Raw genomic sequence first — 23,359 nt, 5'->3', positions numbered from 1 at the left:
CGTCCTCCACGGTAGCCCGCAGTGCGAGGGCTGACCCGGGAGTCAGATCGGGTCAGGCCTCCAGCGACATCGGCCCGTAGACCTCACGGTCGTGCTCGTGCAGCGTCACGGCGGCTACGCCCTCGTCGGCGAGGTCAGCCCAGATGGCTCCGACCCACGACTCGGCGTCGGCCTGCGAGGCGAAGCGTTGGTCGGCGTACTCACCGGGAACCTCGGCGGGTCCGCCCTCGACGCCCTCCAGCCGCCACCACCAGGGGCGCTCGGCGGGGGTGGGCTCTCGGAAGGTGCTGGGCTGTTCGGGCAGGGACATGGCTCAGGACTCTTTCACGGAGGTGTCGACGAATGGCAGCGGGACGATCTTGAAGATCTCACGTCGTCCGCGGACGTCGACGCCGACCTCGGCGTCGGGGGCGACCGACGTCGAGAGCAGGGCCAGACCGATCCCCTGCTTGAGGGTCGGCGAGAAGGTCCCGGAGGTGATTTCCCCGAGGAGGACATCGGGGGTCAGGGAGACCGACATGTGCGGACGCGGGATGGCACGCCCCGTCGAGAGCAGACCGACGAGTCGGCGAGCGGGCCCGGCCTCCTTCTCGGCAAGGAGGGCGTCGCGGCCCCAGAACGCGTCCTTCTTCCAGCCCACGGCCCAGCCCAGACGTGCCTGGTTGGGAGTGACGTCCAGGGTGATGTCCTGCCCGTGGAGCGGGTAGCCCATCTCGGTGCGCAGGGTGTCGCGAGCGCCCAGGCCGCACGGTGCGATGTCGAAGGCGGCCCCCGCTTCGAGCAGTCCGTCCCACAGGGATCCGGCGCCGTCGGCCGCGACGATCAACTCATAGCCGCGTTCACCGGTGTAGCCGGTGCGGCAGACCACCACCCCGGCGTTGTCGTAGTCGCCCTCGGCGAAGGTCATGTAGTCGTGTCCGGCCGGCAGCCCGAGCTCGGTGAGGACCTCATCCGAGCGGGTCCCCTGGATCGCGAGGACGGCGTACTCGGTGTGGTGGTCGATGACCTTGATGTCCTCGGGGGCGGCTGCGCGCAGGCGACTCAGCACCTCGGCGGCGTTCGCGGCGTTGGGCATGATCAGGACGTGCTCGTCGTCGCGGTAGTAGGCGATGAGGTCGTCGACGATCCCGCCGCTCTCCTCGTCACAGCACAGCGTGTACTGCGCCTGTCCGGGACCGATCTTGCCCAGGTCGTTGGACAACGTGGCGTTGATGAAGTCCGCCGCACCGGGTCCGACGATCATCGCCTTACCGAGGTGGCTGACGTCGAAGATGCCGACCGAGGACCGCACCGCGTTGTGTTCCTTCACGACGCCGGTGGAGTACTCCATCGGCATCGACCACCCACCGAACTCCGCGAACTTCGCGCCGAGTGCCTCATGCCTCTCGTGGAGAGGCGAGCGGAGGGGACCTTGAGTCTGATCGTCGGCAGGCACCATGTTGCGAACCTATCGCAGGAGTACCGCGCAATCGGGGACTGCTGCTTTAGCGACACGGGTGCTTGATGCATGAGCCTGCCGATGTCAAAGAGTGGAGACGCTGAGATCGGCTTGCGCGATCGCCGACGTACTCGACTATCTCTTCAAGACCAGTGTCAATCGCAGAATCATTCTCCGGTGGGTGATCACGCACATTCCACCCAGAATGACGCTAACGCGCATCCCCGACTCTGATCGAGTCGAACTGGACCAGATCGATCGTCTGGCCCAGTCGCCTGCTAACTGTCGGCGTTTGCCCCTAGGGTCACGGCCATGGCAAACAGTTCTGTCACACATCTGCTCGGAACCGCTCAGGACAAGGCAATCAAGGGTTTCTCGCTTGGCGAGAGCGAGACATGGTCGGACGCGCCCTGCCCGTACTGCGGTCAAAGCCAGGCCCTCGTCGTCGCGGCCGAGACAGATGGGAACTACAAGCAGCAGCACTCCCTCACAACGTGGTTTCGCTGCGTCTCGTGCCAGAAGGGCTATGTGCGACAGGACGGTGCCATCCAGCCGGGCGTACAACCGCTCCGGACGCCACTGGGCGTTCCGAACGACGAAGCTTTGGTATGGGAAGAAGCCAGGGCCTGTCTCGGCGTCGGCGCGCACACTGCTGCCGTCATGCTCTGCCGCAAGCTCCTATTCCACATCGCAGTGACCCACGACCTTCCGCCCACCAATGGGAAGGGCTTCGCTCCGGGCTTCGCCGAATGTGCGAAACACCTGCAGACCCAGGGTCTCGTTACGCCGCGGATGATGAAGTGGGTCGAGCGGATCAAGGATGTCGGCAACGACGCGAATCACGCGCTGCTCCCGATCACCGCAGCACAGGCGGTCGACGTCGCCACCTTTACTGAGCAGTTGTTGATCTTGGCCTACGAGTTGGATGCCCGAATGGACGCGGCGGATTCTTCTGACGAGCCCGACATTGACCCTCAGGAGACGTTGACCATCTGAAACGGTCGAATCGCCCCCTGCCGGCACGTGCAGCGGACGTCCACTCGTGCGGTTGGTTGTCGATGAAGCGAGGGTCCCCACTACACACCATCGGCGATGGCACTGGGCGCTGCGAACCATGCGCTCAGCAGCATGCGACCGCGCTACACCACTATCGAGGACTCAAGTCATTCGACGTCAGAACGCCACTTGGGCCAGCATGAACCCCATGGCAGCCGGTGCGACGATGTACACGTTCGAGATTGAGTTGGCCGACACGGATCGCGGCGTCTACGAGCAGTTCACGCTTCGCGCGGCGCGGCATCCATCAGAGACCTACGCGTACCTCGTGACGCGTGTGCTCGCCTACTGCCTCGAATTCGAAGACGGCATCACGTTCAGCGACGGAATCTCGGCGACCGCCGACCCGGCGGTGCTCGTGCGCGACCTGAGCGGGAAGCTGCTGGCCTGGATCGAAGTCGGGGCGCCGGATGCCGCGCGCCTTCACACGGGCAGCAAGGCGGCCGAGCGCACGACGATCTACACGCACCGCGACCCGACCAGGGTGCTGGCGCCGTGGATGGGGGCGAAGATACATCGCGCCGAGGAGATCGTCCTGCACAGCTTTGAGCCCGGGTTCATCGATTCCGCGGTGGACGCGATAAAGCGCCGCAACGCGCTCACACTTACTGTCACCGAGCGACAGCTCTACCTCGAGCTGAACGGCCTACACCTCTCATCGGCGGTCCACGATCACCCGATCAGCTAGCGGTGCGGACCTACCCCACCCCATCGGCTTCACTGTCGCCGCGCGGCACTTCAGCGCCGCGAGATCCAGCAGGACTGGAAGGGCTGCGGCACGAACGGGCCTGCCGCACCAATCGGCGCCAGCAGACCTAGCCCATTCCCCCGCGACTGCGTCATGTCACGGCAGGCGGCCCCGTTGATCGGTGTCTGTTAGGTCACTCGAGAGCCTGCCGGAGTGCAACGACTTCCGCGAGCGCCAGCTCGGCAGTTTCTGTCGCGATGGCCAATGCCTTGATGAGAGTGGTGATGTCGACCCTTTGGCGTTGGCTCGGGCTACGGAGGGCCTCGTCTAGATCGAGGCCAAGGTCTCCCACGGCGTGAAGTTGGTCCTGGAGCTCTCGGAGGCTGCGATGGCTTATCCGGCCGTTGATCCTGACGTCCCGTTCTGCTTGTGCCTGCGGAGTTCTGTTGACCTTGAAGAGACCCATGAGGCACTTCCTTCGATTGTCGGTGGTCCGAAGGTACCCATGTGGCTGCACCGCACACCACAGGGTGAGTTGGCAACCAGAGACGGCATCGACGCTGCAGCTGCTAGGCGGCAGCGCGTTGGACGCGCTGCGCATCCTGCCGTTCACAGGCGCGTCGTTTCCCCGCTATAGACGCAGCAAATCCGACAGAGACTTGGTGGCTGACAGCGTGGACGTGGGCGCGTATTCATCGTTATCTTTTCGTGACAATCATTGCTGTGGATAACGCCTTCTTCGAGGCACCACTGTCGGTGCGCGGTGCTGGAATAGGCACATGGCCAAAGACGAGAGCACCACCGACCGGGGACACCCGATCAGTGCTTTCGCACGCCAGATCAAGACAGGTCTCAGCGAGTTGGTCGAGACGCAGACGTGGTCGATGGAAGACACCGAGGTCGGCGATACCGCGCTGCTTCTCGCGGAACTCGAGGCGCAGGTTGCGGAGATGGGGCGGCGCGTTCTCCTCGAGGCAGACCGGCGTGATGTCGCCGCCCATGCCGGTGGGACCAGTACCGCGAACTGGTTGGCCCACTCCTCGAAGCTCACCCGCACCGAAGCCAACCGTCGGGTCCGGGAAGCGAAGGCTCTCGACGCTCGCGAGCAGACCCGTTGCGCTCTCGCCAGCGGTGGGCTGCACCTCGAGCAGGCCACCGTCATCACTCACGCGGTGGAATCGTTGCCGACCGACAAGTGCCCACCCCAGACCGTCGCCAAGGTCGAATCAACCCTGATCGAGAACGCTTCCGAGTTCGACGCCAAAACGTTGAAAATCCTGGGTTGGAGGGTCTGGGAGGTCCTCGACCCCGAAGGGGCCGAAGCCTACGAAGCCGAGCAGTTGGCGAAGGAAGAAGACTCAGCCCGCAACCAGACCAAGCTGACCATGCACGACGACGGGTCCGGTGCCGTGCGCGGACGGTTCGTCATCCCCTCCGCACAGGGCGCGATGTTCCGGAAATTGCTGCTGGCCTTCGCTGCCCCGAAACACCAGGCGGCGAATGAAACCGACAAGACGGAGAAGGCTGAGCGGGCAGCGACGCCGAAGCGGATGGGTGAGGCGTTCTGTGAACTCATCGAGTCCTTCCGGGCAGACGACGCACCTCGATCGGGCGGCATCTCCGCGACCGCAGTGATCCACCTCGATTACGACACCCTGATCGGTGGCCTCAAGCCCGCCCACCTCGACACCGGAGAACCCATCAGCCCCGGACAGGCCCGACGCATCGCCTGTGAAGCGGGAATCCTGCCCGTCGTCCTCAACGGGGCCTCCCAGGTCCTCGACCTAGGCCGCACCCGCCGCTACCACTCGAAGAGCCAGCGCATCGCGGCCAGCATCGAACACCCCACCTGCCAGGCAGCGAACTGTGATTGGCCGAGCGGAATGTGCCACATGCATCACCTCGACCCGTGGCACCAGGGCGGGGGCACGGACCTGAGTAAGACAGCCGTCCTGTGCCCGCGACATCACACCCTGATCCACCACCACGACTACGCCCACGAAATCAGACCCGACGGCACCATCACCTTCCACCGCCGCGTGTAGACCCACCGCGACCGGCTCGCCATACGACCCTGATCGCTCGGTGGATGGGGTCGTCTAAGGTGCGACCGTGACTTCTTTTACCTTGCGCAACGCGAGCCCAGCCAAGACCAAAGCCGACGTCGTCGTGGTCGGAGTCCGGTCCGGGGAGACCCCAACCGTCGCCAGCGGGGGTGAGGATGTCGCCAAGGCCTACGGCCGTAAGTTCGCGCCGATGTTGGCCTCCCTCGGGGTGACCGGCAAGGCCGGTGAGACCACGAAGATCCCGACGAACGGGACCATCTCTGCCTCGGTGCTCGTGCTGGTCGGCCTGGGTGCCGAAGAGACCGGCGACAGCGTTCGCCGTGGAGCCGGCGCCGCCGCTCGGGCCGTCGGCAACGCCGCGTCCGTGGCGATTTCCCTCCCTTGCGAGGATGCCGCCCTGGTGCGCGCCGCCGCGGAGGGTTTCCTCCTGGGCAGCTACACCTTCAACGACTACAAGTCCGGCGCTGACGCCTCGACGCCCAGTGAAGTGGTGTGGCTCAGCCCGATCGGCCGCAAGAAGGAGGCCACCGACGCGTTCGCCGAGGCCCAGGCCATCGCGGCCGCGGTAATCCAGGCCCGCGGTTGGGTGAACACCCCTCCCGGAGACCTGACCCCGCCCGTCTTCGCCGATGCCGCCGTCGAGGCTGGCAAGGCCTACCGCCGTGGCGCCAACAAGGTCACCGTGACGGTCCTGGACGAGACCAAGCTCGCCGAGCTCGGCTGTGGCGGCCTGATCGGCGTCGGCCGCGGCTCCGCGGCCCCGCCCCGTCTGGTGGAACTCAACTACAAGCCGCGTGGCGCGAAGATGCACCTCGCGCTGGTCGGCAAAGGCATCACCTTCGACTCCGGCGGCCTGTCGATCAAGCCCGCCTCGGGGATGCACGAAATGAAGAGCGACATGGCCGGTGCTGCTGCGGTCATCGCGGCGACGTACGCGATCGCCGAGCTGGGTCTACCGATCCAGGTCAGCACCTACGCCGCCATGGCCGAGAACATGCTCTCCGGTGACGCGACCCGACCCGGCGACGTCCTGACGATGTACGACGGAACCACCGTCGAGGTGCAGAACACCGACGCCGAGGGCCGCCTGGTCCTCGCCGACGCCCTGGGCCGCGCGGTGGAGAAGAAGCCCGACGTGATCCTCGACGTCGCCACCCTGACCGGCGCGATGGTCGTCGCTCTCGGCGACCACATCGCCGGAGTCATGGGCAGCGAGGACATCGTCGCCCAGGTGATGTCCGCCTCGGACGCGGCGGGTGAGTTGCACTGGCCGATGCCGCTGCCCGAGCACATGGAGACCCGGATCAAGTCCAGCAAGGTCGCCGACCTCGCTCAGGTCGACTGGATCAGGTGGGGCGGTGGACTCTTCGCCGGTGCCTTCCTGCGTGAGTTCACCGGCGGACTGCCGTGGGCACACCTCGACATCGCGGGCCCCGGATTCAACGGTGGCGGACCGGTCGGCCACATCACCGCCGGCGGCACTGGCTTCGCCGTGCCCACGCTGGTCGAGTTCGCCCGGGCGCTGTCTCAGAAGTAGACGTCAGACGCCGGGAGCGGGGGTTCGTTAGAGCCCCTGCTCCTTGCGTTGCTGCTTGATCCGCGAGTTGTAGTCGCGCATCCGCTGCGGGATCCCGACCAGACCGGCGTCATAGGACGGGACCTGGTGCTGGTTGGCGAAGTCGTGGGCCCAGTTGACCGACGGAACCCGTCGCCGGGTCCACTCCCCGTCGTGCGCCACCAGCAGCAAGGTGACCTCGCTGACCGCGGTCCGCGGCTCCACGAAGCCCTCGACACCGGTCTTGCTGGTGACGAAGTTCTCCAGGTGCTCGGTGTCCACCTTGTCGGCGGCGCGCACCCGCGTCGATCCGGTGCGAGCAGCGTCGCGTGCCGGCTTGCTCATCCGTTGTCGCGGTCCGCGTCGGAACCGATCCATCAAACCCATGCGCCTAGTTTGCCTGCTACTACCCAGCAGGGCCATCCCGACCCGTTCTACAACGGTTGGGTAGCAAAGATCGAAAGCACCTCGGTGCGGGTGTTCGACCGCCGCGATGAAGTGCAAGGATGGGTGACGGATCACACGCTGCGAGAGGAGATCCGTCGTACCCATGTCGAATCCAGAGACCGACGGCACCTTCGACGTGCTCATCCTCGGGGCCGGTTCAGGGGGGTACGCCTGCGCGCTACGTGCCGCCGAACTGGGCCTCTCGGTGGGACTCGTCGAGAAGAGCAAGCTGGGCGGCACCTGCCTGCATGTGGGTTGTATCCCCACCAAGGCGCTGCTCCACGCTGCTGAAGTCGCCGACAATGCCAGCCACGCCGAACAGTTCGGCGTCCGCGCCACACTCGACGGCATCGATATGCCCGCGGTGAACGCCTACAAGGATGGCGTGGTGAAGCGCCTGTACAAGGGCCTCACCGGCCTGGTCAGCAGTCGCGGCATCACCCTGATCGAAGGCGCCGGACAACTGACCGGACCGTTGCAGGTGACCGTGGACGGCACGGCGTACGCCGGTCGCAACGTGGTCCTCGCCTCGGGCTCCTACCCCCGCACCATCCCGGGCGTGGACATCGACGGATCCCGCGTGCTGACCTCCGAACAGGCGTTGACCCTCGAGGAGGTTCCCGCCTCGGTGATCGTGCTCGGTGGCGGCGTCATCGGGTGCGAGTTCGCCAGTGTCTGGCGCAGCTTCGGAGCAGAGGTGACCATCGTCGAGGCACTCCCCCGACTGATCGCGGCCGAGGACGAGGCGTCCTCCGCCGCACTCGAGCGGGCGTTCAAGAAGCGCAAGATCAAACTCCGCACCGGGTCCCCCGTCTCAGGGGTCACCACCCGCGACGACGGGGTCGACGTCTCCTTCGAGGACGGCGACACGCTGAGCGCCGACCTGCTTCTGATGGCCGTCGGTCGCGGGCCCGCCACGGACGGACTCGGCTTCGCCGAGCAGGGCGTGGAGATGGACCGCGGGTTCGTCCTTGCCGACGATCACTGCCGGACCAACCTGGACAACGTGTACGCCGTGGGCGACATCGTGCCCGGCCCACAGCTTGCCCACCGCGGCTTCGGTCAGGGCATCCTGGTGGCCGAGCAGATCGCCGGTCTGGACCCCGTACCGGTTCCGGACAGCGGGATCCCACGGGTCACCTACTCCAACCCCGAGGTCGCCTCCGTAGGGCTGACCGAAGCCGACGCGCGCGCCGAGTTCGGCGATGACGCGATCGACACCGTCACCTACGATCTGGGGGGCAACGGCAAGAGCCAGATCCTCAAGACGCAGGGATTCGTCAAACTCGTTCGCCACACCGACGGCCCAGTGGTCGGCGTACACCTCGTCGGCGAACGGGTCGGCGAACTGATCGGGGAGGCACAACTCATCTACAACTGGGAGGCGCACGCCGATGACGTCGCCACACTGATCCACGCACACCCCACCCAGCACGAAGCCCTCGGCGAGGCCCACCTGGCCCTCGCTGGCAAACCACTGCACGCCCACGCCTGAGCAAAGGATCGAGCCCATGTCCACCGAAGTGAATCTGCCCGCACTCGGCGAATCTGTCACCGAAGGCACCGTCACCCAATGGCTCAAGCAGGTCGGTGACACCGTCGCGGTGGACGAGCCGCTCCTGGAGGTCTCGACCGACAAGGTCGACACCGAGATCCCCTCCCCCGTGGCCGGGACCCTGCTGGAGATCAAGGCCGAAGAGGACGCCACCGTCGAGGTGGGTGCGATATTGGCCATCATCGGCGAAGAGGGCGAGGGCAGCGGCGAGTCCGAAGCCGAGCCCGAGCCGGAGGAAGAGCCCGAAGCGGAAGCGGAAGCCGAGCCGGAACCCGAGCCCGAGCCGGAGCCCGAGCCCGAGCCGGAAGCCGAGGAGGAGTCCGAGCCCGAGAAGCCGGCCGCTTCCGGCGGCGGCGAGTCCACCCCGGTGACCCTGCCCGCGCTGGGTGAGTCGGTCACCGAGGGCACGATCATGCGCTGGCTGAAGTCCGTGGGCGACGAGGTCGCCGTGGACGAGCCACTGCTGGAGGTCTCCACCGACAAGGTCGACACCGAGATCCCCTCCCCCGTGGCCGGGACCCTGCTGGAGATCAAGGCCGAAGAGGACGAGACGGTCGAGGTCGGTGCCGAGCTGGCTCTGATCGGGTCCGCGGACGCTGCGCCGTCCAAGTCCGAGCCTGAACCAGAGCCCGAGCCCGAGCCCGAGGCCAAGAAGGAGCCCGAGCCGGAGCCGAAGTCCGAGAAGGCCCCCGAGCCCGAGCCTGCGAAGGAGAAGCCGGCCGCAGCGTCGAGCTCCTCGTCGGGATCGAGTTCCTCGACCTACGTCACCCCCCTGGTCCGCAAGTTGGCCGACCAGCACGGCGTCGACCTCGACACGATCGAGGGCAGCGGTGTGGGCGGACGGGTCCGCAAGCAGGACGTGCTGGCCGCCGCGGAGGCCGCCAAGGCTCCCGAGCCCGCCGCCGAGTCGGCTCCTGCTGCCTCCAGCAGCAGTTCCGCCGGGAGCAGTTCAGCCGCCCCCAAGGCACCGTCCTCCTCGCCGTCCCCGCTGCGTGGCAAGACCGAGAAGATGTCGCGACTGCGCAAGGTCATCGCGACCCGGATGGTCGAGTCCCTCCAGGTCGCCGCCCAGTTGACCACGGTGGTCGAGGTTGACGTCACATCAATCTCCCGGCTGCGCGACGCCCACAAGGTCGCCTTCGCCGAGCGTGAGGGCGTGAAGCTCTCCTACATGCCGTTCTTCGCCAAGGCGACCGTGGACGCGCTGAAGGAACACCCCTCCCTGAACGCGGCGATCGACATGGAGGCCGGCGAGGTCACCTACTTCGACAGGGAGAACCTCTCCATCGCCGTCGACACCGAGAAGGGCCTGCTCACCCCCGTCATCAAGGACGCGGGTGACCTCTCGATCGCCGGGCTGGCGCGGAAGATCAGCGACGTCGCCGAGCGCACCCGGACCAACAAGATCGGTCCGGACGACCTGTCGGGCGGCACGTTCACGCTCACCAACACCGGTAGCCGTGGCGCGCTGTTCGACACGCCGATCATCAACCAGCCGCAGGTCGCGATCCTCGGCACCGGTTCGGTGGTCAAGCGCGCAGTGGTGATCGATGACGCGAACCTGGGCGAGACCATCGCCGTACGTCAGATGGTCTACCTCGCGCTGACCTACGACCACCGACTCGTCGACGGTGCCGACGCGGCACGCTTCCTCGCCGACGTGAAGCAGCGCCTCGAAACCGGTCAGTTCGAGGTCTGACTCGTGCCCCTCTCGATCCTGTTGGCGGGTAGTTCCGGGTTCCTCGGTACGAACCTGAGCGCTGCCCTGGTCGGGCGAGGTCACTCGGTGACCTCGCTCGTCCGCCAACCCTCCTCGGCGCCCGACGAGTCGACGTGGGACCCGTACGCCGCCCCCGCCGGTCAGCTCGATCACGCCCGGATCGAGAAAGCCGATGTGGTCATCAACCTCGCCGGCTCTCCCACCGTGGGGAACCCGCACTCCAAGAAGTGGGCCCGCGAACTGCGGGAGAGCCGGGTCAGGACCACCCAGGTCCTGGCCGAGGCGATCGCGGCGTCGGATCGGAAGCCTGCGTTCCTGGCGGGTAACGGGATCTCCTACTACGGGGATCACGGGGCACAGATCCTCACCGAGGAGTCCGACAGCCGCGGGAACGCACTCCTGACCGAGGTCACCCGGGACTGGCAGGCTGCGGCCGATGCGGCCGTGGCCGCAGGGGCACGCGTGTGTTTCCTGCGGACCGCTCCGGTGATGGACCGCGCCAGCGATCCGTTGAGCAAGCTGAGGTTGCTGTTCAAGCTAGGTCTCGGCGGGAAACTCGGCAACGGCCAACAGCACATGGCGATGATCTCGTTGCGGGACTGGGTCGGTGGGGTGATCCACCTCGCCGAGCACGACGACGCCTCCGGGCCCTTCAACTTCTGCTGTCCGGTGACGCCCACCAACGAGGAGTTCACCAAAGCATTGGCCGAGGCGCTGGAGCGTCCGTCGTTCGCGCGGGTGCCCAAGTCGTTCCTCAAGGTCGCAGCGGGCGAGATGGCCCCCGAACTCCTGGGATCGCTCAACGTGCGACCAGATGCCCTGGAGGCCGCCGGGTACGAGTTCCAGGACCGTGAGGTCCACGGCGTGCTCCGCACCGGGCTCAAGTAGCCGCACCGCCTTACCTGTCAGGTCTAGCCCCGGCGTACGTCCGCCACCATCCAGCGGCCCTCCAGTCGCTTCAGGGTGATCCGACGGGTGGACCAGCGGTCGCGCGGCAGGGCGACTCTGCGGGCACCCCGCGCGGCGTAGCCTCCGGCGATGCGGTCGGTGACCACGATGACGAGGCGACGAGGACTGCGGGTCACCACGGTCGCTCCCCGTACCTGGGTCTGCAGCGATTCGATTCTCAGCCCTCGGTCGACCCATCGCCGCAGCATCGCTCGATCGGTCCTTCCTGCCTCCGCCTCATCGGTGTACAGGCCACGGAGGGCCTGCAGATCGCCGGTGGCCCAGGCCCGGGCACGGCGTGCGTCCCACTCGCGCAGGACGATCAGACCCTGGGTGCGGGATGGTCGCATCAGAGTGCGGGCCTCCAGCGCCGCCTCCGACACCACGGCCCGTGGATCCGGCTGGGGTGCTGCCCTCAGCAGAACCAGGGCGACCACCCCCACGGTGAATCCCGCGCCGACCAGGACGAGGACCATCACCCAGGATCGACTCATCGAGATCGGCATACCCCAGTCCTACCGGCTCGAGCGCCGGGGCGCAGAAGTTATCCACAGCCTCGGAGTAGGGTCGTTCGCGTGAGCAGTTCTTCCTCGTCCAGCACCGGGTCCGTGCGTGAGTTCGCCGGAACCTTCGAAGAGGTCGGCCTCGGCGACGCAGCCCTGGACTACCTGAGGGCCTGGGACCTCCAACGCGAGGTGCACGCCGGAGTCGTCGACGGGTCACGGCCCGACACGGTGTTGTTGCTCGAGCACCCACCGGTCTACACCGCTGGCAAGCGCACCGAACCCCACGAGCGGCCCGCGGACTCCGGCGGAGCCGACGTCATCGACGTCGACCGTGGCGGCAAGATCACCTTCCACGGCCCCGGCCAACTGGTCGGCTATCCCATCGTGCGGCTCCCGGGCCACGTCCTGGTCGTCGACTACGTACGCCGCGTCGAGGAGGCCCTGATCGGCGTCTGCGCCGAGTTCGGGGTCACCACCGCCCGGGTTCCCGGCCGCAGCGGCGTGTGGTTGCGGGCCGACGACAGGGGCCCCGAGCGCAAGGTCGCCGCCATCGGGATCCGGGTCAGCCGGGGTGTGGCCATGCACGGTTTCTCCCTCAACTGCGACGTCGACCTCGCGTGGTACGACCGTTTCGTCCCCTGCGGGATCGCCGACGCGGGCGTCACCACGCTGAGCCACGAAGTCGGCGAACCGGTGACCGTGCAGGACGTTCTGCCCGCCTGCCGACGCCACTTCTCCGATCTGTTGGCGTGGAACGACTACACCCCGACACCCGACTACGACCCCCGACCCGAGCCTGGTCGTGGGCCCAGGATCGAACTCCTCACGCCGTGATGGTCCGGCTGGTCCGACGGCGTACGCTGTAGAGCGTGTCTAGCACTCCTGAGCCCGGCCAACGCAAACTCCTCCGTCTCGAGGTCCGCAACGCTGAGACCCCCATCGAGCGCAAGCCCGAATGGATCAAGACGAAAGCCAGGATGGGCCCTGAATACAAGGCCCTCCAAGCAATGGTGAAGGCCGAAGGGCTGCACACCGTGTGCCAGGAAGCGGCCTGCCCCAACATCTTCGAATGCTGGGAGGACCGGGAAGCCACGTTCCTCATCGGGGGCGACCAGTGCACCCGCCGCTGCGACTTCTGTCAGATCGACACCGGCAAGCCCGAACCGATCGATCGCGACGAGCCGCGACGGGTCGCCGAGTCGGTCCAGAAGATGCAGTTGCGCTACGCCACCATCACCGGTGTCGCCCGCGACGACCAGCCCGACGGTGGCGCCTGGTTGTACGCCGAGACCGTGCGGATGATCCACGAACTGAACCCCGACACCGGGGTCGAGAACCTCATCCCCGACTTCAACGGCAAGCCCGACCTGCTGCGCGAGGTCTTCGAGTCGCGCCCCGAGGTGCTGGCCCACAACGTCGAAACGGTGCCGCGGATTTTCAAGCGGATCCGCCCGGCCTTCACCTACGAGCGCTCACTGGACGTGATCACCCAGGCCCGCGACTTCGGTCTGATCACCAAGTCCAACCTGATCCTCGGCATGGGCGAAACCCGCGAGGAGGTCACCCAGGCCCTGCGCGACCTGCACGGGGCCGGGTGCGAGCTGATCACCATCACCCAGTACCTCCGCCCCTCCCCGCGCCACCACCCCGTCGAGCGCTGGGTCAAGCCCCAGGAGTTCGTGGAGTTGAAGGACGAAGCAGACGAGATCGGCTTCTCCGGGGTGATGTCCGGACCACTGGTCCGTTCGTCCTACCGGGCCGGTCGGTTGTACCGTCAGGCGATGGACGCCCGCGAGGGCGCTACCGTCTGAGCCGGTCGACGCGCACCTGACCGACCAGTCAGACCCGTTGGACCCGTCCCCGTCAACTCACGAACGTAAGGCAGCGCTCCGGCCATGGCCAAGAACGAGACCCCGAAGCCCACGCGGGCCGAGAAGAAGCTGGCCCGCAAGGCGAGCAAGTCGGAGACGAACCCCGAGAAGATGAGTCGTCGACGCCAGATCGTCGAGACCTACAAGATGGCGAAGAAGAGCGACACCGCCATCGGGTGGTGGGTCCTCGGATCCTTCGTCGTCGGCGCCGCCCTCGGGTTCTTGATCTTCACGGTCCTGCCCGGTGACGGCACCATCGGTTGGGTCATCGCGGGCGTCGGCGCCTTCTTCTTCGGCCTCACCGCGGCCCTGATCGTCTTCGGTCGACGTGCCCAGAAGGCGGCGTACGCCCAGATGGACGGTCAGCCTGGTGCGGCCGCCGCTGCTCTGCGGATGCTCAAACGCGGTTGGAAGACTGACCCAGCCATCGCTTTCAACAAGCATCAGGACGTCGTGCACCGCGTCGTGGGACCTCCGGGCATCACCCTCGTCGGTGAGGGCAACCCCACCCGCGTCAAGACCCTGCTGATCAGCGAGCGCCGCAAGCACGAGCGCGTGGCCTCCGAGGTCCCGCTCCACGAAGTCATCTGCGGCAACGGGGACGGTCAGGTCCCGCTGGGCAAGCTGGCCCGCCACGTGCAGAAGTTGGGTCGCAAGGTCAAGCCCGCCGAGATGACCGACATCCTGAACCGGCTCAAGGCCCTGGACGCGCAGAAGTCGAACATGCCGATCCCCAAGGGCCCGATCCCCACGAGCATGAAGGGCCAGCGCGGCAACAGCCGCGGCCGCTGACCCCGCGGTTCCGACTCTCTAGGCACCGGGCAGTTGCGCGATCTGTGACTCCTTGGGCGCCTTGATCGAGACCGGCTCGCCCCAGTTGTCGTACGACGCCTCGAAGGTCCCGGTCTCGGCACCGAGGTCGGCGGTGAAGGCGCGGAAGAAGCCGTCCTCGTCCAGGCTCATCTCGTACTCGATCGTGTCCGGCAGCACGCCGGCGCCGGCCTCGGCGTCGGCCCCGGCCCCCTCGAGCAGGGCGGCGGAGTCGACGACCAGGGCGAAGGTCCGCAGGCCGTTCTTCTCCCCCACGAAGGTGACGCTCTCGAGCCCTTCCTCGAAGGTGTCCATCGAGGCTCGCGGGTCGAGTTGATCGGTGAAGTCCTTGCCGAAGGGGCTGGACGGGTCGCTGAGGTCGAAGGCGAAGAACTTGCCGTTCGGCTGGCCCTGACCCTGATACATCACCCCGTCGAGGAGGATCAGCTCCAGAGGACCTGGCGCGTTGGGGATGTCCATCGACATCTGCATGGCCAACGGGTCCTGGGTGAAGTCGATGGCGCCGGTGCCTTGGACGGCGAACTGTCCGCCAGTCTTGAGGGCGATGGTGGCGGTGGTCGCCTGCTCGAAGGAGTCGCGGAACAGCGCGAGGAACTCGTTCGCGTCGACCTGCTCCCCCGCCGTCGATCGATCCGAATCCGCCTCGGCGGCTGAGGCAGAAGGCTCGGCAGGTTCGGCGCTGGCGGAGGGGTCGTCGGCCTCGCTCGAGGGCGCGGTGCTCGCGGACTCGAGCGGGTCAGAACTGCCGCAGGCACCCAGGGCAGTCAGGGACAGAGCGATCGCACCGGCGGTGGCGGCACGGCGTACGGACGGAAGGCGCATGGCTCGACTTTAACGCGGGGCGCGTAGTCCTTCGAAGACATCCTTGGTGACCGTGGCCGTGCCGGTCAGGACATCGTGCAGTCCTCGACCGTCGGGACGGAAGACGAGGGCGGGTATGACCAGTGCGATGAGTGCCTGCCGGGCCAAGAGAGTCACCGGGTTGAACAACCCGCCGGCGGTCCCGCGGGCGGAGACGACGCGCAGGCCCGTGAGGAGTTTCCCGAAGGATCCACCTGCCAACCAGGTGAAGAGGGCCGCCTCGACGATGAACACCCCGAGGACGTAGAACCGCTCGGCGCCGCGGGCGTCGGTGTAGGTCTCGGTGCCGAAGATGGCCACCACCACGAGGATCGAGGCGATCCAGTCGATGAACAACGCCAGGAAACGCCGCCGCCAGGAGGCGGTTTCGAACGGGAGGTCGGCCACGGCATCCACGCTATCGGTCCCCGTAGGGTGTCCCACATGCGGAGGTTGTTTACCTCGCTGAAACAAATTGGATACGGTCGAGAAACTGCCCGTCCCTAGGGTCGCTTTTAGTTCGCCGAGTGCAACGTCGCGCCCGGTCCCACTCACAGGCTTTTTTGCGGTCGGCCCATTGGGTCCACCAAGGAGGAATGAATGTTCCAGAACAGCGACGAGCTGCTGAAGTACCTCAAGGATGAAGACGTCTCGATGGTCGACGTTCGCTTCTGCGATCTCCCTGGCGTGATGCAGCACTTCACCATTCCGGTCTCGTCGTTCGACCAGAGCGTCTTTGAAGACGGTCTCGGTTTCGACGGCTCCTCCATCCGTGGGTTCCAGGCGATCCACGAGTCTGACATGCAGTTGTTCCCGGACGTGACGACTGCTTGGATCGACCCCTTCCGAATCGCCAAGACCCTCGTGGTCAACTTCTTCATCCACGACCCGCTCACCGGTGAGCCTTACTCCCGCGACCCGCGCAACATCGCCAAGAAGGCCATGGCGTACCTCGCCACCACCGGCGTCGGCGACCAGGCCTTTTTCGCCCCCGAGGCCGAGTTCTACGTCTTCGACAACGTGCGCTTCGAGACCAAGGCGAACACCGGTTTCTACGAGATCAACTCGACCGCGGGCGCCTGGAACACCGGCGACTCCTTCGAGAACGACAACCGCGGCTACAAGGTCCCCTACAAGGGCGGCTACTTCCCTGTCGCCCCGACCGACCACTTCGGTGAGCTGCGTGACGAGATGGTCATCGAGCTCGAGAAGGCCGGACTGCACGTCGAGCGCGCCCACCACGAAGTCGGCACGGCCGGCCAGGCGGAGATCAACTACCGCTTCGACGAGCTGCTCAAGGCCGCCGATGACGTGATGAAGTTCAAGTACATCATCAAGAACACCGCGTGGCGCAACGGCAAGACCGCGACCTTCATGCCCAAGCCGATCTTCGGCGACAACGGCTCGGGTATGCACGTGCACCAGTCGATCTGGAACGAGGGCAAGCCCCTGTTCTACGACGAGGCCGGGTACGGCGGTCTCTCGGACATGGCGCGCTACTACGTCGGCGGGATTCTCAAGCACGCCCCGTCGCTGCTGGCCTTCACCAACCCGACGGTCAACTCCTACCACCGCCTGGTGCCGGGCTACGAGGCGCCGATCTCGTTGCTCTACTCCTCGCGTAACCGTTCGGCCTGTGTGCGGATCCCGATCACGGGCTCGAACCCGAAGGCCAAGCGCATCGAGTTCCGTTGCCCCGACCCGTCGGCCAACCCGTACCTCGCCTTCTCGGCGCTGCTGCTCGCTGGCCTGGACGGCATCAAGAACAAGATCGAGCCGGCCGACCCGGTAGACAAGGACATCTACGAGCTCCCGCCAGACGAGATGGCCGACATCCGCCAGGTCCCGACCTCGCTGAACGCGGTCCTCGATCACCTCGAGGCCGACCACGAGTTCCTGACGGTGGGCAACGTCTTCACGCCCGACCTGATCGACACGTGGATCGACTACAAGCGCACCAACGAGATCCTGCCCGTGCAGCTGCGTCCGCACCCGCATGAGTTTGAGCTCTACTACGACATCTGATCCTGCATGCCTGGCGGCCCTTCGATGAACGATGAATGACCGAAAGAATCCGCTACTGACCTGCAGAAACGCCGCCGCGCGACCTTGTGGTCGTTCGGCGGCGTTTCGCATCCCCGGGGGTCCGCTCTGCGATTGAGGTGTGATGTGGGATCCCGATCGTGCTCCACCGCGCCGATAGCGATCTGGAGTACGCCTGCCTTCGCCTGTGACCTCTGCATCGAGAACGGCACCTTCTGGAACCCTCCTGGGGGCTTGAAGACGGCGTGATGTGGCCGGTGGACCGTTCCAGTCCCCGCACGTAGACATCCGGTTCTGCCGCTGCGGGCGCGCCTGCAGTTCATTCGAGCAGGGGTAGCTCGAGGTCGTAGGCCAAGACCACGGCGCGCGCCAGTTGAGACTCCTGTTCGGCACTGAGGTACCCGACGGTTCGGCCGAGCAGGTTCACCGGAACAGTGATGACGTTGTCGAGGGCGACCACGCAGTCGTGATCCAATCCGTTGTCGGCTCCGAGCAGGACCTCACTGGACAGGCCCTTGACGGTGGTGGTGATGGGAGCGACGGTCACCTTGGTCATCGCGGCCCGCGCCGCTCCGCGGGTCAGGACCAGGGCCGGCCGGGTCTTGTCGAGTTTCACCAGGCATATCTCGCGCACCGATCAGTCCTCGACCGTGAGGCGGGTGCTGCTCCACTGCACCAGATCGTCGAGGTCGTCGGCGGGACCGTCTTCATGCAAGATTTGGGCGTCGTGTTCGGCAGCCTGCCTACGCATCTCCCGCTCAACCGCCGCCGCGACAAGCGCGGCCCGGCTAGGAGCCTTGCCGGTGGCCACCGTGCGGTCCAAGAAGGCCACCATCTCCTCAGGAAGGCGAACGGCGATCTGAATCCTCATGAACCCACCTTACCCAAACGAATCCCACTTTGGGATGCGAGCGTAAAAACGGCATAGAGTGCTCAGCGCGCGCGGATTTGCCGCGTAGCGTGCGCACGCGGCCATCCCCGCCCTCGACCGTGTCCCGGCGCCTCTCAGTGCTCTCGGGCTTCTACCGAACCTGTGTCATCGACGGGGTCCTCGAACACTCACCAGCCGAGTACGTCCGCCGCCCAAAAGTCCCGCCCGAGTCACCCACCCTTGGGCCGAGCCACCTCCAGCCATCGAGGGACTCGAAGAACTAGTCGCCGGCGTTGTCGACGACATGCGCGGCAACCGCGAGAAGGTCCCTGAGCCCTACGCCGAACGCAAGTACTCCGGGACATTCAACGTTCGCATCGGTGAACATCTTCATCGGGATCTGGCAATGCACGCCGCCGAGCAGCACATGAGCCTCAACCAGCTCATGGTCAAGAAGCTCGCTGCGGGCTGAAGCTTCGGCGGCCTGCGCCGGACCGCCAAAGGCCCGCCCTGGCCGAGCAAACATCTGCCGAGATCCGGACGTGTCGTGCTGGTCGTTGCGGCCGGTCTGCTGACTTTCTTCGTCGTGCGGAGCCGTCTCGTGCAGTCCTGGACTGCGGGAGACGAGTACGCAACGAGCTCGCCCCTTATCGTCTGCCCTGATCGACGCTCATCCGAACGCTCCGTGTCGCCCAGCCCCATCAGCGAAGCGGCCAGCACCCGCGACCGCCTCGAGCAACGACTCGACCCCGTGCTCCCACTCCTGGGCGATGCCGTCCTCGAGGGACTGGCCTTGTTGGCCGTAGACAGAGAGCCTGTCGTGGCGCATACACGTCTGGGGGAACGCCGCTAGCTGTTCCGCCAACGCGATGGACTCCGACAGAGCTGAACCCGGGGCGCTGATTCGGCTGGTCAGGCCAATCCTCAAGGCCTCGACGGCCTCGACGGCACGCCCCGTGAGGATCAGGTCTAGTGCCTGCGACCGTCCGATCAGCTGCGGCAGACGCACGGTGCCACCGTCGATAAGGGGCACACCCCAGCGGCGGCAAAAGACCCCGAAGACGACGCCCGGGTCGCAGACGCGCAGGTCGCACCACAGCGCCAGTTCGAGACCCCCTGCGACCGCGTGCCCTTCGACAGCCGCTATGACGGGCTTGGACAGCATGAGTCGGGTGGGGCCCATGGGCGCCGGGCCGTCGGTCTCCGGCGGATCGGCGCGCATCGTGCCGTCTCTGACCGCGTGGAGGTCGGCGCCAGCGCAGAACGTGCCGCCGGCCCCGGTGAGGATCGCGACGCTGGCGTCATCGTCCGCATCGAAGGCGAGGAACGCGTCGTACAGGGCACTCGCATGCTCAGAGTCCACCGCATTGCGCACCTCGGGCCGATTGATCGTGACGATCGTGACCGGCCCACGCTTCTCGACATCAACCGGCATCAGGCAACCACTGCGCGGTCGATGATCGGTCCAAGATCGAGCCCGGTCGGCAGAGTCCCGAAAGCGCCACCCCAGTCTCGGTCCAGACGAGTGGCACAGAACGTATCGCCGACGGCCGCCGGCGCGTGCCGCAACAACAGCGAGCCTTGGAAGACCAGAGCCATCTGCTCGACGATCCGACGTGCTCGGTGCTCGATCTCGTCGAAGGAGGTGAACTCCTTCTTCAACCTCGTCAGCGCCTGATCAAAGCGGGCATCAGTTCCGTCGGCGAGTTCGACTTCAGCGAAGAAAGCATCGAGTGTGTGGGGCTCTTTGGCCATGGCTCGAAGTGCATCGAGCGCGGCAACGTTGCCGGAGCCTTCCCACACCGAGGCCAACGGCATCTCGCGATAGAGGCGCGCCATGTCGAAGTCTTCGATGTAGCCGTTGCCGCCCAGGCACTCCAGCGCTTCGGCGGCGTGCATGGGGCCGCGCTTGCAGACGTAGTACTTGGTGACGGCCAGGGCGATCCGCCGCATGGCTGCCTCGGACTCGTCGCCGTGGATGGCGCGGTCATTGGCCCCAGCGAGACGCAACATAGCGGTGGTGGATGCTTCCGATTCAACGGCCAGGTCAGCGAGCACATTGCGCATCAACGGCTGGTCGATCAACGGTTTACCGAAGGCCGATCGATGCTGAGCATGGTGCGTGGCTTGGAGCAGGCCGGTCCGCATGCCAGCGGCGGTGGAGATGACGCAGTCGAGGCGGGTCATGTTGACCATCTCGATGATGGTGGGCACGCCGCGGCCTTCCTCGCCGACAAGCCAGCCGATGGCGCCGTCGTACTCGATCTCAGAGGAAGCATTCGACTTGTTGCCGAGCTTCTCCTTCACCCGCATCAGCGACATGGCGTTGCGCTCTCCGCCAGGCAGCACCCGGGGCACCAGAAAGCACGACAGGCCACCGGGTGCCTGGGCGAGGGTGAGGAACATGTCACTCATCGGGGCACTGGTGAACCACTTGTGCCCGACCAGCGCGTATGTCCCATCGGCCTGCGGGGTCGCGGCCGTGGTGTTGGCGCGGACGTCAGATCCGCCCTGCTTCTCGGTCATCGACATACCCGCGATCAGACCAGCCTTGGTCGCCGGATCACGTAGACCGTAGTCGTAGAACCTATTTGTCAGGAGCGGCTCGAACTGCGCCGACAAGTCGGCGTTGGCACGCAGGGCGGGTACGACGGCATAGGTCATCGAGATCGGGCAGGCATGACCCGCATCGACATTCCACGACATGAGCTTGCCGGCGCGCGCGACGTGTGCGCCCGGACGTCCGTCTGCCCAGGGTGCGGCGTGGAGGCCGTGACCCACGGCGACCTTCATCAACTCGTGGTACGCCGGGTCGTATTCGACCTCATCGGTGCGGTGCCCGTAGCGGTCGTGGGTCAGCAGTCGCGGTGGGTTGCGTTCGGCCAATCGGCCGAGGTGCTGGGCCTCTGATGTGCCCGCCAAGCTGCCGAGCTCGGCGATCTCCCCCATCGCCCAACCTGCACCTTCCCGTTCGAGCCCCTCCCGCAGCGCGGCATCGTTGCTGGGGTTGTGGCCGACTAGCGGCGGAACCTGATTGACAACCTCATGAGTAGCCGGCATCTGCATCATCCTTTGTGGGTAGAGGGTCCGAAGTCGTCGTAGGGTGCAGCGTCGCGCTCACGCACGGCCTGGCGGAAGCCCGCCTCAGCCGCTCTCTGCTGGAAGGCATAGCCCTCTCGGGTATGACGGGAGATCCCGTCGAAGACCGTGCTGATCATCTGGCTGTTTTGAATCCCCTGGGCGAGGAGCGCCGAGTTCAAAGCGAGTTTGACCATCATCAGTTGGTTGAGTGGCATCGCGGCGATCCTTTGCACGAGGATCTCGGTTCGTTCATCGAGTTGGTCCGGCTCGGGGGCCTCGATCGCCAGCCCCCATTCGGCGGCCTCACGACCAGACAGGCAATCGCCGGTGAGCAGCAACCGCTTCGCTCGTTGATCACCGAGGCGGTGCGCCCACATGCCGGCCGAAGGCACCCCCCAGACCCGGGTAGGCGGGTACCCGATCTTCGTATCGGCCGCGATCACGATCTGGTCGCAGTGCAGTGCGATGTCGGTGCCACCCGCAACACAGAAACCGTGAATCTTCGCGACGGTCGGCTTGTTGGCGTGCAGCAAGCTTGCGAAACCCCTGGTGAAGCGGCTCATCATCGCGTAGTCGACCATCGGATCCCAGGTGCCTGCCGGGTCGTGATTGTTCATTTGCACGACGGGGTCCAGGACGGTCCCCTCCGCGCCACTACTCACACCGATACCGCCATCCATCAGGTTCTCGGCCGTTGCGGCAAGGTCATACCCCCCACAGAAACCCTTGCCTCGACCGCTCAGCACGATCACATGCACCCGTGGGTCGAGGTCTGCGCGCTCCACAGCATGCGCCAGTTCCAACGGGGTATCCGGAGTGATCGAATTTCCCTGTTGAGGTCGGTTGAAGGTCAGCCGCGCAACCCGGCCGTCAAGCTCGTAGGTCAGGGTGCGGTATTCGGCGCCGGAGTCTTGGGGAGCGGTCGCATGCCGAGATGGAGAACCTGAACCCTCGGCAGCGGGTGGTCGCCAGGCGGAAGCGTCAGTGGTCCCGTGCTCAGTCATGTCTCTGACGCTACACTATTGACCACGAATGTTGATTCATTTGCAGCATGTCAGACTGGACCAGTGACCTCCTCCTCAACCAGAGCCGAGCTGCGGCCACTCGGCGCGCGATCCGTCATCCTCAGCCTCTTGCTCGGGGCTTATCCACGCCGCCTGAGTCCTAGCGACCTGACCCGTGCTGGGGAGCACTTCGGCATCGTGCCGTCGACTGCGAGGGCAGCACTCACGCGAGCTGTCGCAGCCGGTGACCTTCAGCGTGTCGAGGGCGAGTACCTCCTGGGCGAGCGGCTCTTGGATCGTCAACGGCGTCAGGATGAGGCCGCCGAAGATGCGGACCGCCCCTGGGGCGGGGCCTGGGAGATGGCAGTCGTCACGGTCGCGGGACGCTCCGGTGCCGCACGTGCGGCACTCCGAGAAACGCTCAGTGCGGCTCGACTGGCAGAGCTACGCGAAGGCGTGTGGACCCGGCCGGCAAACCTTCGCCGCAATCCCACGTACAAAGAACAGCCAGTGCTGTCTTGTTTCCAAGCCCACCCTGACGATGATCCAGCCACCCTCGCCTCGGCGCTGTGGGACCTCCCGACCTGGGCCAAGGAGGGCGAACGCCTCGTGCATCAACTGGAGACCACCCAAGAGCCGCCCACGCGACTGGCGGCGGCCGCATATCTCGTACGACACCTCGCGACAGACCCCCTGCTTCCCAGGGAACTACTCCCACCAATGTGGCCTGGTGGCAAACTCCGAACCGCCTATCTCCGATACCAGGCCGAGTTGCGGGAACTGGCGATAGTTCGGCACGTCGGCTTCTAGCCACGCAGCCATCGACGTCCACGACGGTA

At 66.1% G+C, this 23,359-nt stretch carries 25 protein-coding genes; 13 read left to right on the top strand and 12 right to left on the bottom strand.

Features of this window, described 5'->3' with window-relative positions:
* Nucleotides 1–52 precede the first annotated feature (52 nt).
* Together ACYVLV_RS11080 and gcvT are read right to left on the bottom strand one after the other, a co-directional pair.
* Complete coding sequence (locus ACYVLV_RS11080) at nt 53–310, bottom strand: hypothetical protein (RefSeq protein WP_460809936.1); 258 nt, start codon at nt 308–310, stop codon at nt 53–55.
* 3 nt (nt 311–313) lie between these two features.
* Complete coding sequence (gcvT, locus tag ACYVLV_RS11075) at nt 314–1,438, bottom strand: glycine cleavage system aminomethyltransferase GcvT (protein ID WP_460809934.1); 1,125 nt, start codon at nt 1,436–1,438, stop codon at nt 314–316.
* A gap of 312 nt (nt 1,439–1,750) precedes the next feature.
* Between gcvT and ACYVLV_RS11070 the strand changes: the two genes are divergently transcribed.
* Together ACYVLV_RS11070 and ACYVLV_RS11065 are read left to right on the top strand one after the other, a co-directional pair.
* Nucleotides 1,751–2,434, top strand: coding sequence for a DUF4145 domain-containing protein (locus ACYVLV_RS11070; protein WP_460809932.1), 684 nt, complete (start codon nt 1,751–1,753; stop codon nt 2,432–2,434).
* Nucleotides 2,435–2,642: 208 nt separating this feature from the next.
* Entirely contained in the window at nt 2,643–3,182 is a 540-nt protein-coding gene (locus ACYVLV_RS11065) for a YaeQ family protein (protein WP_460809931.1), read from the top strand.
* Nucleotides 3,183–3,375: 193 nt separating this feature from the next.
* Here the strand turns inward: ACYVLV_RS11065 and ACYVLV_RS11060 are convergent, their stop codons facing one another.
* A complete protein-coding gene (locus ACYVLV_RS11060) occupies nt 3,376–3,648 on the bottom strand; it encodes a hypothetical protein (RefSeq protein ID WP_460809930.1) in 273 nt (90 codons plus the stop codon).
* Nucleotides 3,649–3,961: 313 nt separating this feature from the next.
* Here ACYVLV_RS11060 and ACYVLV_RS11055 point away from each other — a divergent pair, with 313 nt between their 5' ends.
* Together ACYVLV_RS11055 and ACYVLV_RS11050 are read left to right on the top strand one after the other, a co-directional pair.
* Nucleotides 3,962–5,227, top strand: coding sequence for an HNH endonuclease signature motif containing protein (locus tag ACYVLV_RS11055; protein ID WP_460809928.1), 1,266 nt, complete (start codon nt 3,962–3,964; stop codon nt 5,225–5,227).
* Nucleotides 5,228–5,294: 67 nt separating this feature from the next.
* Complete coding sequence (locus tag ACYVLV_RS11050; protein WP_460809925.1) at nt 5,295–6,785, top strand: leucyl aminopeptidase; 1,491 nt, start codon at nt 5,295–5,297, stop codon at nt 6,783–6,785.
* Nucleotides 6,786–6,812: 27 nt separating this feature from the next.
* Here ACYVLV_RS11050 and ACYVLV_RS11045 read toward each other — a convergent pair whose 3' ends face one another.
* The gene (locus ACYVLV_RS11045) at nt 6,813–7,190 is read right to left on the bottom strand and encodes a hypothetical protein (RefSeq protein WP_460809923.1); all 378 of its coding nucleotides are present in this window, start codon (nt 7,188–7,190) and stop codon (nt 6,813–6,815) included.
* A gap of 163 nt (nt 7,191–7,353) precedes the next feature.
* Between ACYVLV_RS11045 and lpdA the strand changes: the two genes are divergently transcribed.
* The 3 genes from lpdA to ACYVLV_RS11030 are packed head-to-tail and all read left to right on the top strand — an operon-like array spanning nt 7,354 to nt 11,413.
* Nucleotides 7,354–8,745, top strand: coding sequence for a dihydrolipoyl dehydrogenase (gene lpdA / locus ACYVLV_RS11040; RefSeq protein ID WP_460809922.1), 1,392 nt, complete (start codon nt 7,354–7,356; stop codon nt 8,743–8,745).
* 16 nt (nt 8,746–8,761) lie between these two features.
* A complete protein-coding gene (sucB, locus tag ACYVLV_RS11035; RefSeq protein WP_460809921.1) occupies nt 8,762–10,504 on the top strand; it encodes a 2-oxoglutarate dehydrogenase, E2 component, dihydrolipoamide succinyltransferase in 1,743 nt (580 codons plus the stop codon).
* A gap of 3 nt (nt 10,505–10,507) precedes the next feature.
* On the top strand, nt 10,508–11,413 hold the full coding sequence (locus ACYVLV_RS11030; RefSeq protein ID WP_460809919.1) for a TIGR01777 family oxidoreductase: 906 nt from the start codon (nt 10,508–10,510) through the stop codon (nt 11,411–11,413).
* Nucleotides 11,414–11,436: 23 nt separating this feature from the next.
* Here the strand turns inward: ACYVLV_RS11030 and ACYVLV_RS11025 are convergent, their stop codons facing one another.
* Nucleotides 11,437–11,979 carry a hypothetical protein gene (locus ACYVLV_RS11025; RefSeq protein WP_460809917.1) on the bottom strand — a complete coding sequence of 181 codons (543 nt, stop codon included), beginning with the start codon at nt 11,977–11,979 and terminating at the stop codon, nt 11,437–11,439.
* 69 nt (nt 11,980–12,048) lie between these two features.
* On the opposite strand from ACYVLV_RS11025, the gene lipB reads away from it, so the two are divergent.
* The 3 genes from lipB to ACYVLV_RS11010 all read left to right on the top strand — a co-directional run bounded on the left by lipB (nt 12,049) and on the right by ACYVLV_RS11010 (nt 14,642).
* Nucleotides 12,049–12,813 (top strand): lipoyl(octanoyl) transferase LipB, encoded by a 765-nt coding sequence (gene lipB / locus ACYVLV_RS11020; protein ID WP_460809915.1) that lies wholly within the window; start codon nt 12,049–12,051, stop codon nt 12,811–12,813.
* Between the two features lie 35 nt (nt 12,814–12,848).
* Nucleotides 12,849–13,790 (top strand): lipoyl synthase, encoded by a 942-nt coding sequence (gene lipA, locus ACYVLV_RS11015; RefSeq protein WP_460809914.1) that lies wholly within the window; start codon nt 12,849–12,851, stop codon nt 13,788–13,790.
* A gap of 84 nt (nt 13,791–13,874) precedes the next feature.
* Nucleotides 13,875–14,642, top strand: coding sequence for a DUF4191 domain-containing protein (locus ACYVLV_RS11010; RefSeq protein ID WP_460809912.1), 768 nt, complete (start codon nt 13,875–13,877; stop codon nt 14,640–14,642).
* A gap of 18 nt (nt 14,643–14,660) precedes the next feature.
* On the opposite strand, the gene ACYVLV_RS11005 is transcribed toward ACYVLV_RS11010, so the two are convergent.
* Together ACYVLV_RS11005 and ACYVLV_RS11000 are read right to left on the bottom strand one after the other, a co-directional pair.
* The gene (locus ACYVLV_RS11005; protein ID WP_460809911.1) at nt 14,661–15,503 is read right to left on the bottom strand and encodes a hypothetical protein; all 843 of its coding nucleotides are present in this window, start codon (nt 15,501–15,503) and stop codon (nt 14,661–14,663) included.
* A 9-nt stretch (nt 15,504–15,512) separates the two neighbouring features.
* A complete protein-coding gene (locus tag ACYVLV_RS11000) occupies nt 15,513–15,929 on the bottom strand; it encodes an RDD family protein (RefSeq protein WP_460809910.1) in 417 nt (138 codons plus the stop codon).
* 192 nt (nt 15,930–16,121) lie between these two features.
* Here ACYVLV_RS11000 and glnA point away from each other — a divergent pair, with 192 nt between their 5' ends.
* Nucleotides 16,122–17,546, top strand: a complete 1,425-nt coding sequence (glnA, locus tag ACYVLV_RS10995) for a type I glutamate--ammonia ligase (RefSeq protein ID WP_460809907.1) — start codon at nt 16,122–16,124, stop codon at nt 17,544–17,546.
* A gap of 337 nt (nt 17,547–17,883) precedes the next feature.
* Here the strand turns inward: glnA and ACYVLV_RS10990 are convergent, their stop codons facing one another.
* A complete protein-coding gene (locus tag ACYVLV_RS10990; RefSeq protein ID WP_460809906.1) occupies nt 17,884–18,198 on the bottom strand; it encodes a type II toxin-antitoxin system PemK/MazF family toxin in 315 nt (104 codons plus the stop codon).
* Nucleotides 18,199–18,201: 3 nt separating this feature from the next.
* Nucleotides 18,202–18,435 carry a ribbon-helix-helix domain-containing protein gene (locus ACYVLV_RS10985; protein ID WP_460809904.1) on the bottom strand — a complete coding sequence of 78 codons (234 nt, stop codon included), beginning with the start codon at nt 18,433–18,435 and terminating at the stop codon, nt 18,202–18,204.
* A 304-nt stretch (nt 18,436–18,739) separates the two neighbouring features.
* Between ACYVLV_RS10985 and ACYVLV_RS10980 the strand changes: the two genes are divergently transcribed.
* On the top strand, nt 18,740–18,907 hold the full coding sequence (locus ACYVLV_RS10980) for a toxin-antitoxin system HicB family antitoxin (protein WP_460809903.1): 168 nt from the start codon (nt 18,740–18,742) through the stop codon (nt 18,905–18,907).
* Between the two features lie 198 nt (nt 18,908–19,105).
* On the opposite strand, the gene ACYVLV_RS10975 is transcribed toward ACYVLV_RS10980, so the two are convergent.
* From ACYVLV_RS10975 to ACYVLV_RS10965, 3 genes are read right to left on the bottom strand one after another with little or no spacing between them, the layout of a single operon-like run.
* On the bottom strand, nt 19,106–19,870 hold the full coding sequence (locus ACYVLV_RS10975) for a crotonase/enoyl-CoA hydratase family protein (RefSeq protein ID WP_460809901.1): 765 nt from the start codon (nt 19,868–19,870) through the stop codon (nt 19,106–19,108).
* Entirely contained in the window at nt 19,870–21,495 is a 1,626-nt protein-coding gene (locus ACYVLV_RS10970) for an acyl-CoA dehydrogenase family protein (protein WP_460809900.1), read from the bottom strand. The genes ACYVLV_RS10975 and ACYVLV_RS10970 overlap by 1 nt, the downstream gene beginning before the upstream one ends.
* Before the next feature lie 5 nt (nt 21,496–21,500).
* Nucleotides 21,501–22,520, bottom strand: a complete 1,020-nt coding sequence (locus tag ACYVLV_RS10965; protein ID WP_460809898.1) for a crotonase/enoyl-CoA hydratase family protein — start codon at nt 22,518–22,520, stop codon at nt 21,501–21,503.
* On the opposite strand from ACYVLV_RS10965, the gene ACYVLV_RS10960 reads away from it, so the two are divergent.
* Complete coding sequence (locus ACYVLV_RS10960) at nt 22,509–23,330, top strand: PaaX family transcriptional regulator C-terminal domain-containing protein (RefSeq protein WP_460809895.1); 822 nt, start codon at nt 22,509–22,511, stop codon at nt 23,328–23,330. The two genes, ACYVLV_RS10965 and ACYVLV_RS10960, sit on opposite strands and share 12 nt — an antisense overlap.
* The last annotated feature ends 29 nt before the right edge of the window (nt 23,331–23,359 follow it).

The organism is Nocardioides salsibiostraticola, from assembly GCF_054783655.1.
The sequence above is the reverse complement of the archived record's forward strand: the minus strand, read 5'-3'. Positions and strand labels throughout refer to the sequence as shown.

Coding starts and splice junctions, on each gene's coding strand:
- ACYVLV_RS11055 (WP_460809928.1), top strand. CDS start 3,962: ATGGCCAAAGACGAGAGCACCACCGACCGGGGACACCCGATCAGTGCT.
- glnA (WP_460809907.1), top strand. CDS start 16,122: ATGTTCCAGAACAGCGACGAGCTGCTGAAGTACCTCAAGGATGAAGAC.
- ACYVLV_RS11070 (WP_460809932.1), top strand. CDS start 1,751: ATGGCAAACAGTTCTGTCACACATCTGCTCGGAACCGCTCAGGACAAG.
- ACYVLV_RS11005 (WP_460809911.1), bottom strand. CDS start 15,503: ATGCGCCTTCCGTCCGTACGCCGTGCCGCCACCGCCGGTGCGATCGCT.
- ACYVLV_RS11010 (WP_460809912.1), top strand. CDS start 13,875: ATGGCCAAGAACGAGACCCCGAAGCCCACGCGGGCCGAGAAGAAGCTG.
- ACYVLV_RS10980 (WP_460809903.1), top strand. CDS start 18,740: ATGCGCGGCAACCGCGAGAAGGTCCCTGAGCCCTACGCCGAACGCAAG.
- ACYVLV_RS11025 (WP_460809917.1), bottom strand. CDS start 11,979: ATGCCGATCTCGATGAGTCGATCCTGGGTGATGGTCCTCGTCCTGGTC.
- ACYVLV_RS10965 (WP_460809898.1), bottom strand. CDS start 22,520: ATGACTGAGCACGGGACCACTGACGCTTCCGCCTGGCGACCACCCGCT.
- ACYVLV_RS11060 (WP_460809930.1), bottom strand. CDS start 3,648: ATGGGTCTCTTCAAGGTCAACAGAACTCCGCAGGCACAAGCAGAACGG.
- ACYVLV_RS10970 (WP_460809900.1), bottom strand. CDS start 21,495: ATGCCGGCTACTCATGAGGTTGTCAATCAGGTTCCGCCGCTAGTCGGC.
- ACYVLV_RS11045 (WP_460809923.1), bottom strand. CDS start 7,190: ATGGGTTTGATGGATCGGTTCCGACGCGGACCGCGACAACGGATGAGC.
- lpdA (WP_460809922.1), top strand. CDS start 7,354: ATGTCGAATCCAGAGACCGACGGCACCTTCGACGTGCTCATCCTCGGG.
- ACYVLV_RS11080 (WP_460809936.1), bottom strand. CDS start 310: ATGTCCCTGCCCGAACAGCCCAGCACCTTCCGAGAGCCCACCCCCGCC.
- gcvT (WP_460809934.1), bottom strand. CDS start 1,438: ATGGTGCCTGCCGACGATCAGACTCAAGGTCCCCTCCGCTCGCCTCTC.
- sucB (WP_460809921.1), top strand. CDS start 8,762: ATGTCCACCGAAGTGAATCTGCCCGCACTCGGCGAATCTGTCACCGAA.
- ACYVLV_RS11065 (WP_460809931.1), top strand. CDS start 2,643: ATGGCAGCCGGTGCGACGATGTACACGTTCGAGATTGAGTTGGCCGAC.
- ACYVLV_RS10975 (WP_460809901.1), bottom strand. CDS start 19,870: ATGCCGGTTGATGTCGAGAAGCGTGGGCCGGTCACGATCGTCACGATC.
- ACYVLV_RS10985 (WP_460809904.1), bottom strand. CDS start 18,435: ATGAGGATTCAGATCGCCGTTCGCCTTCCTGAGGAGATGGTGGCCTTC.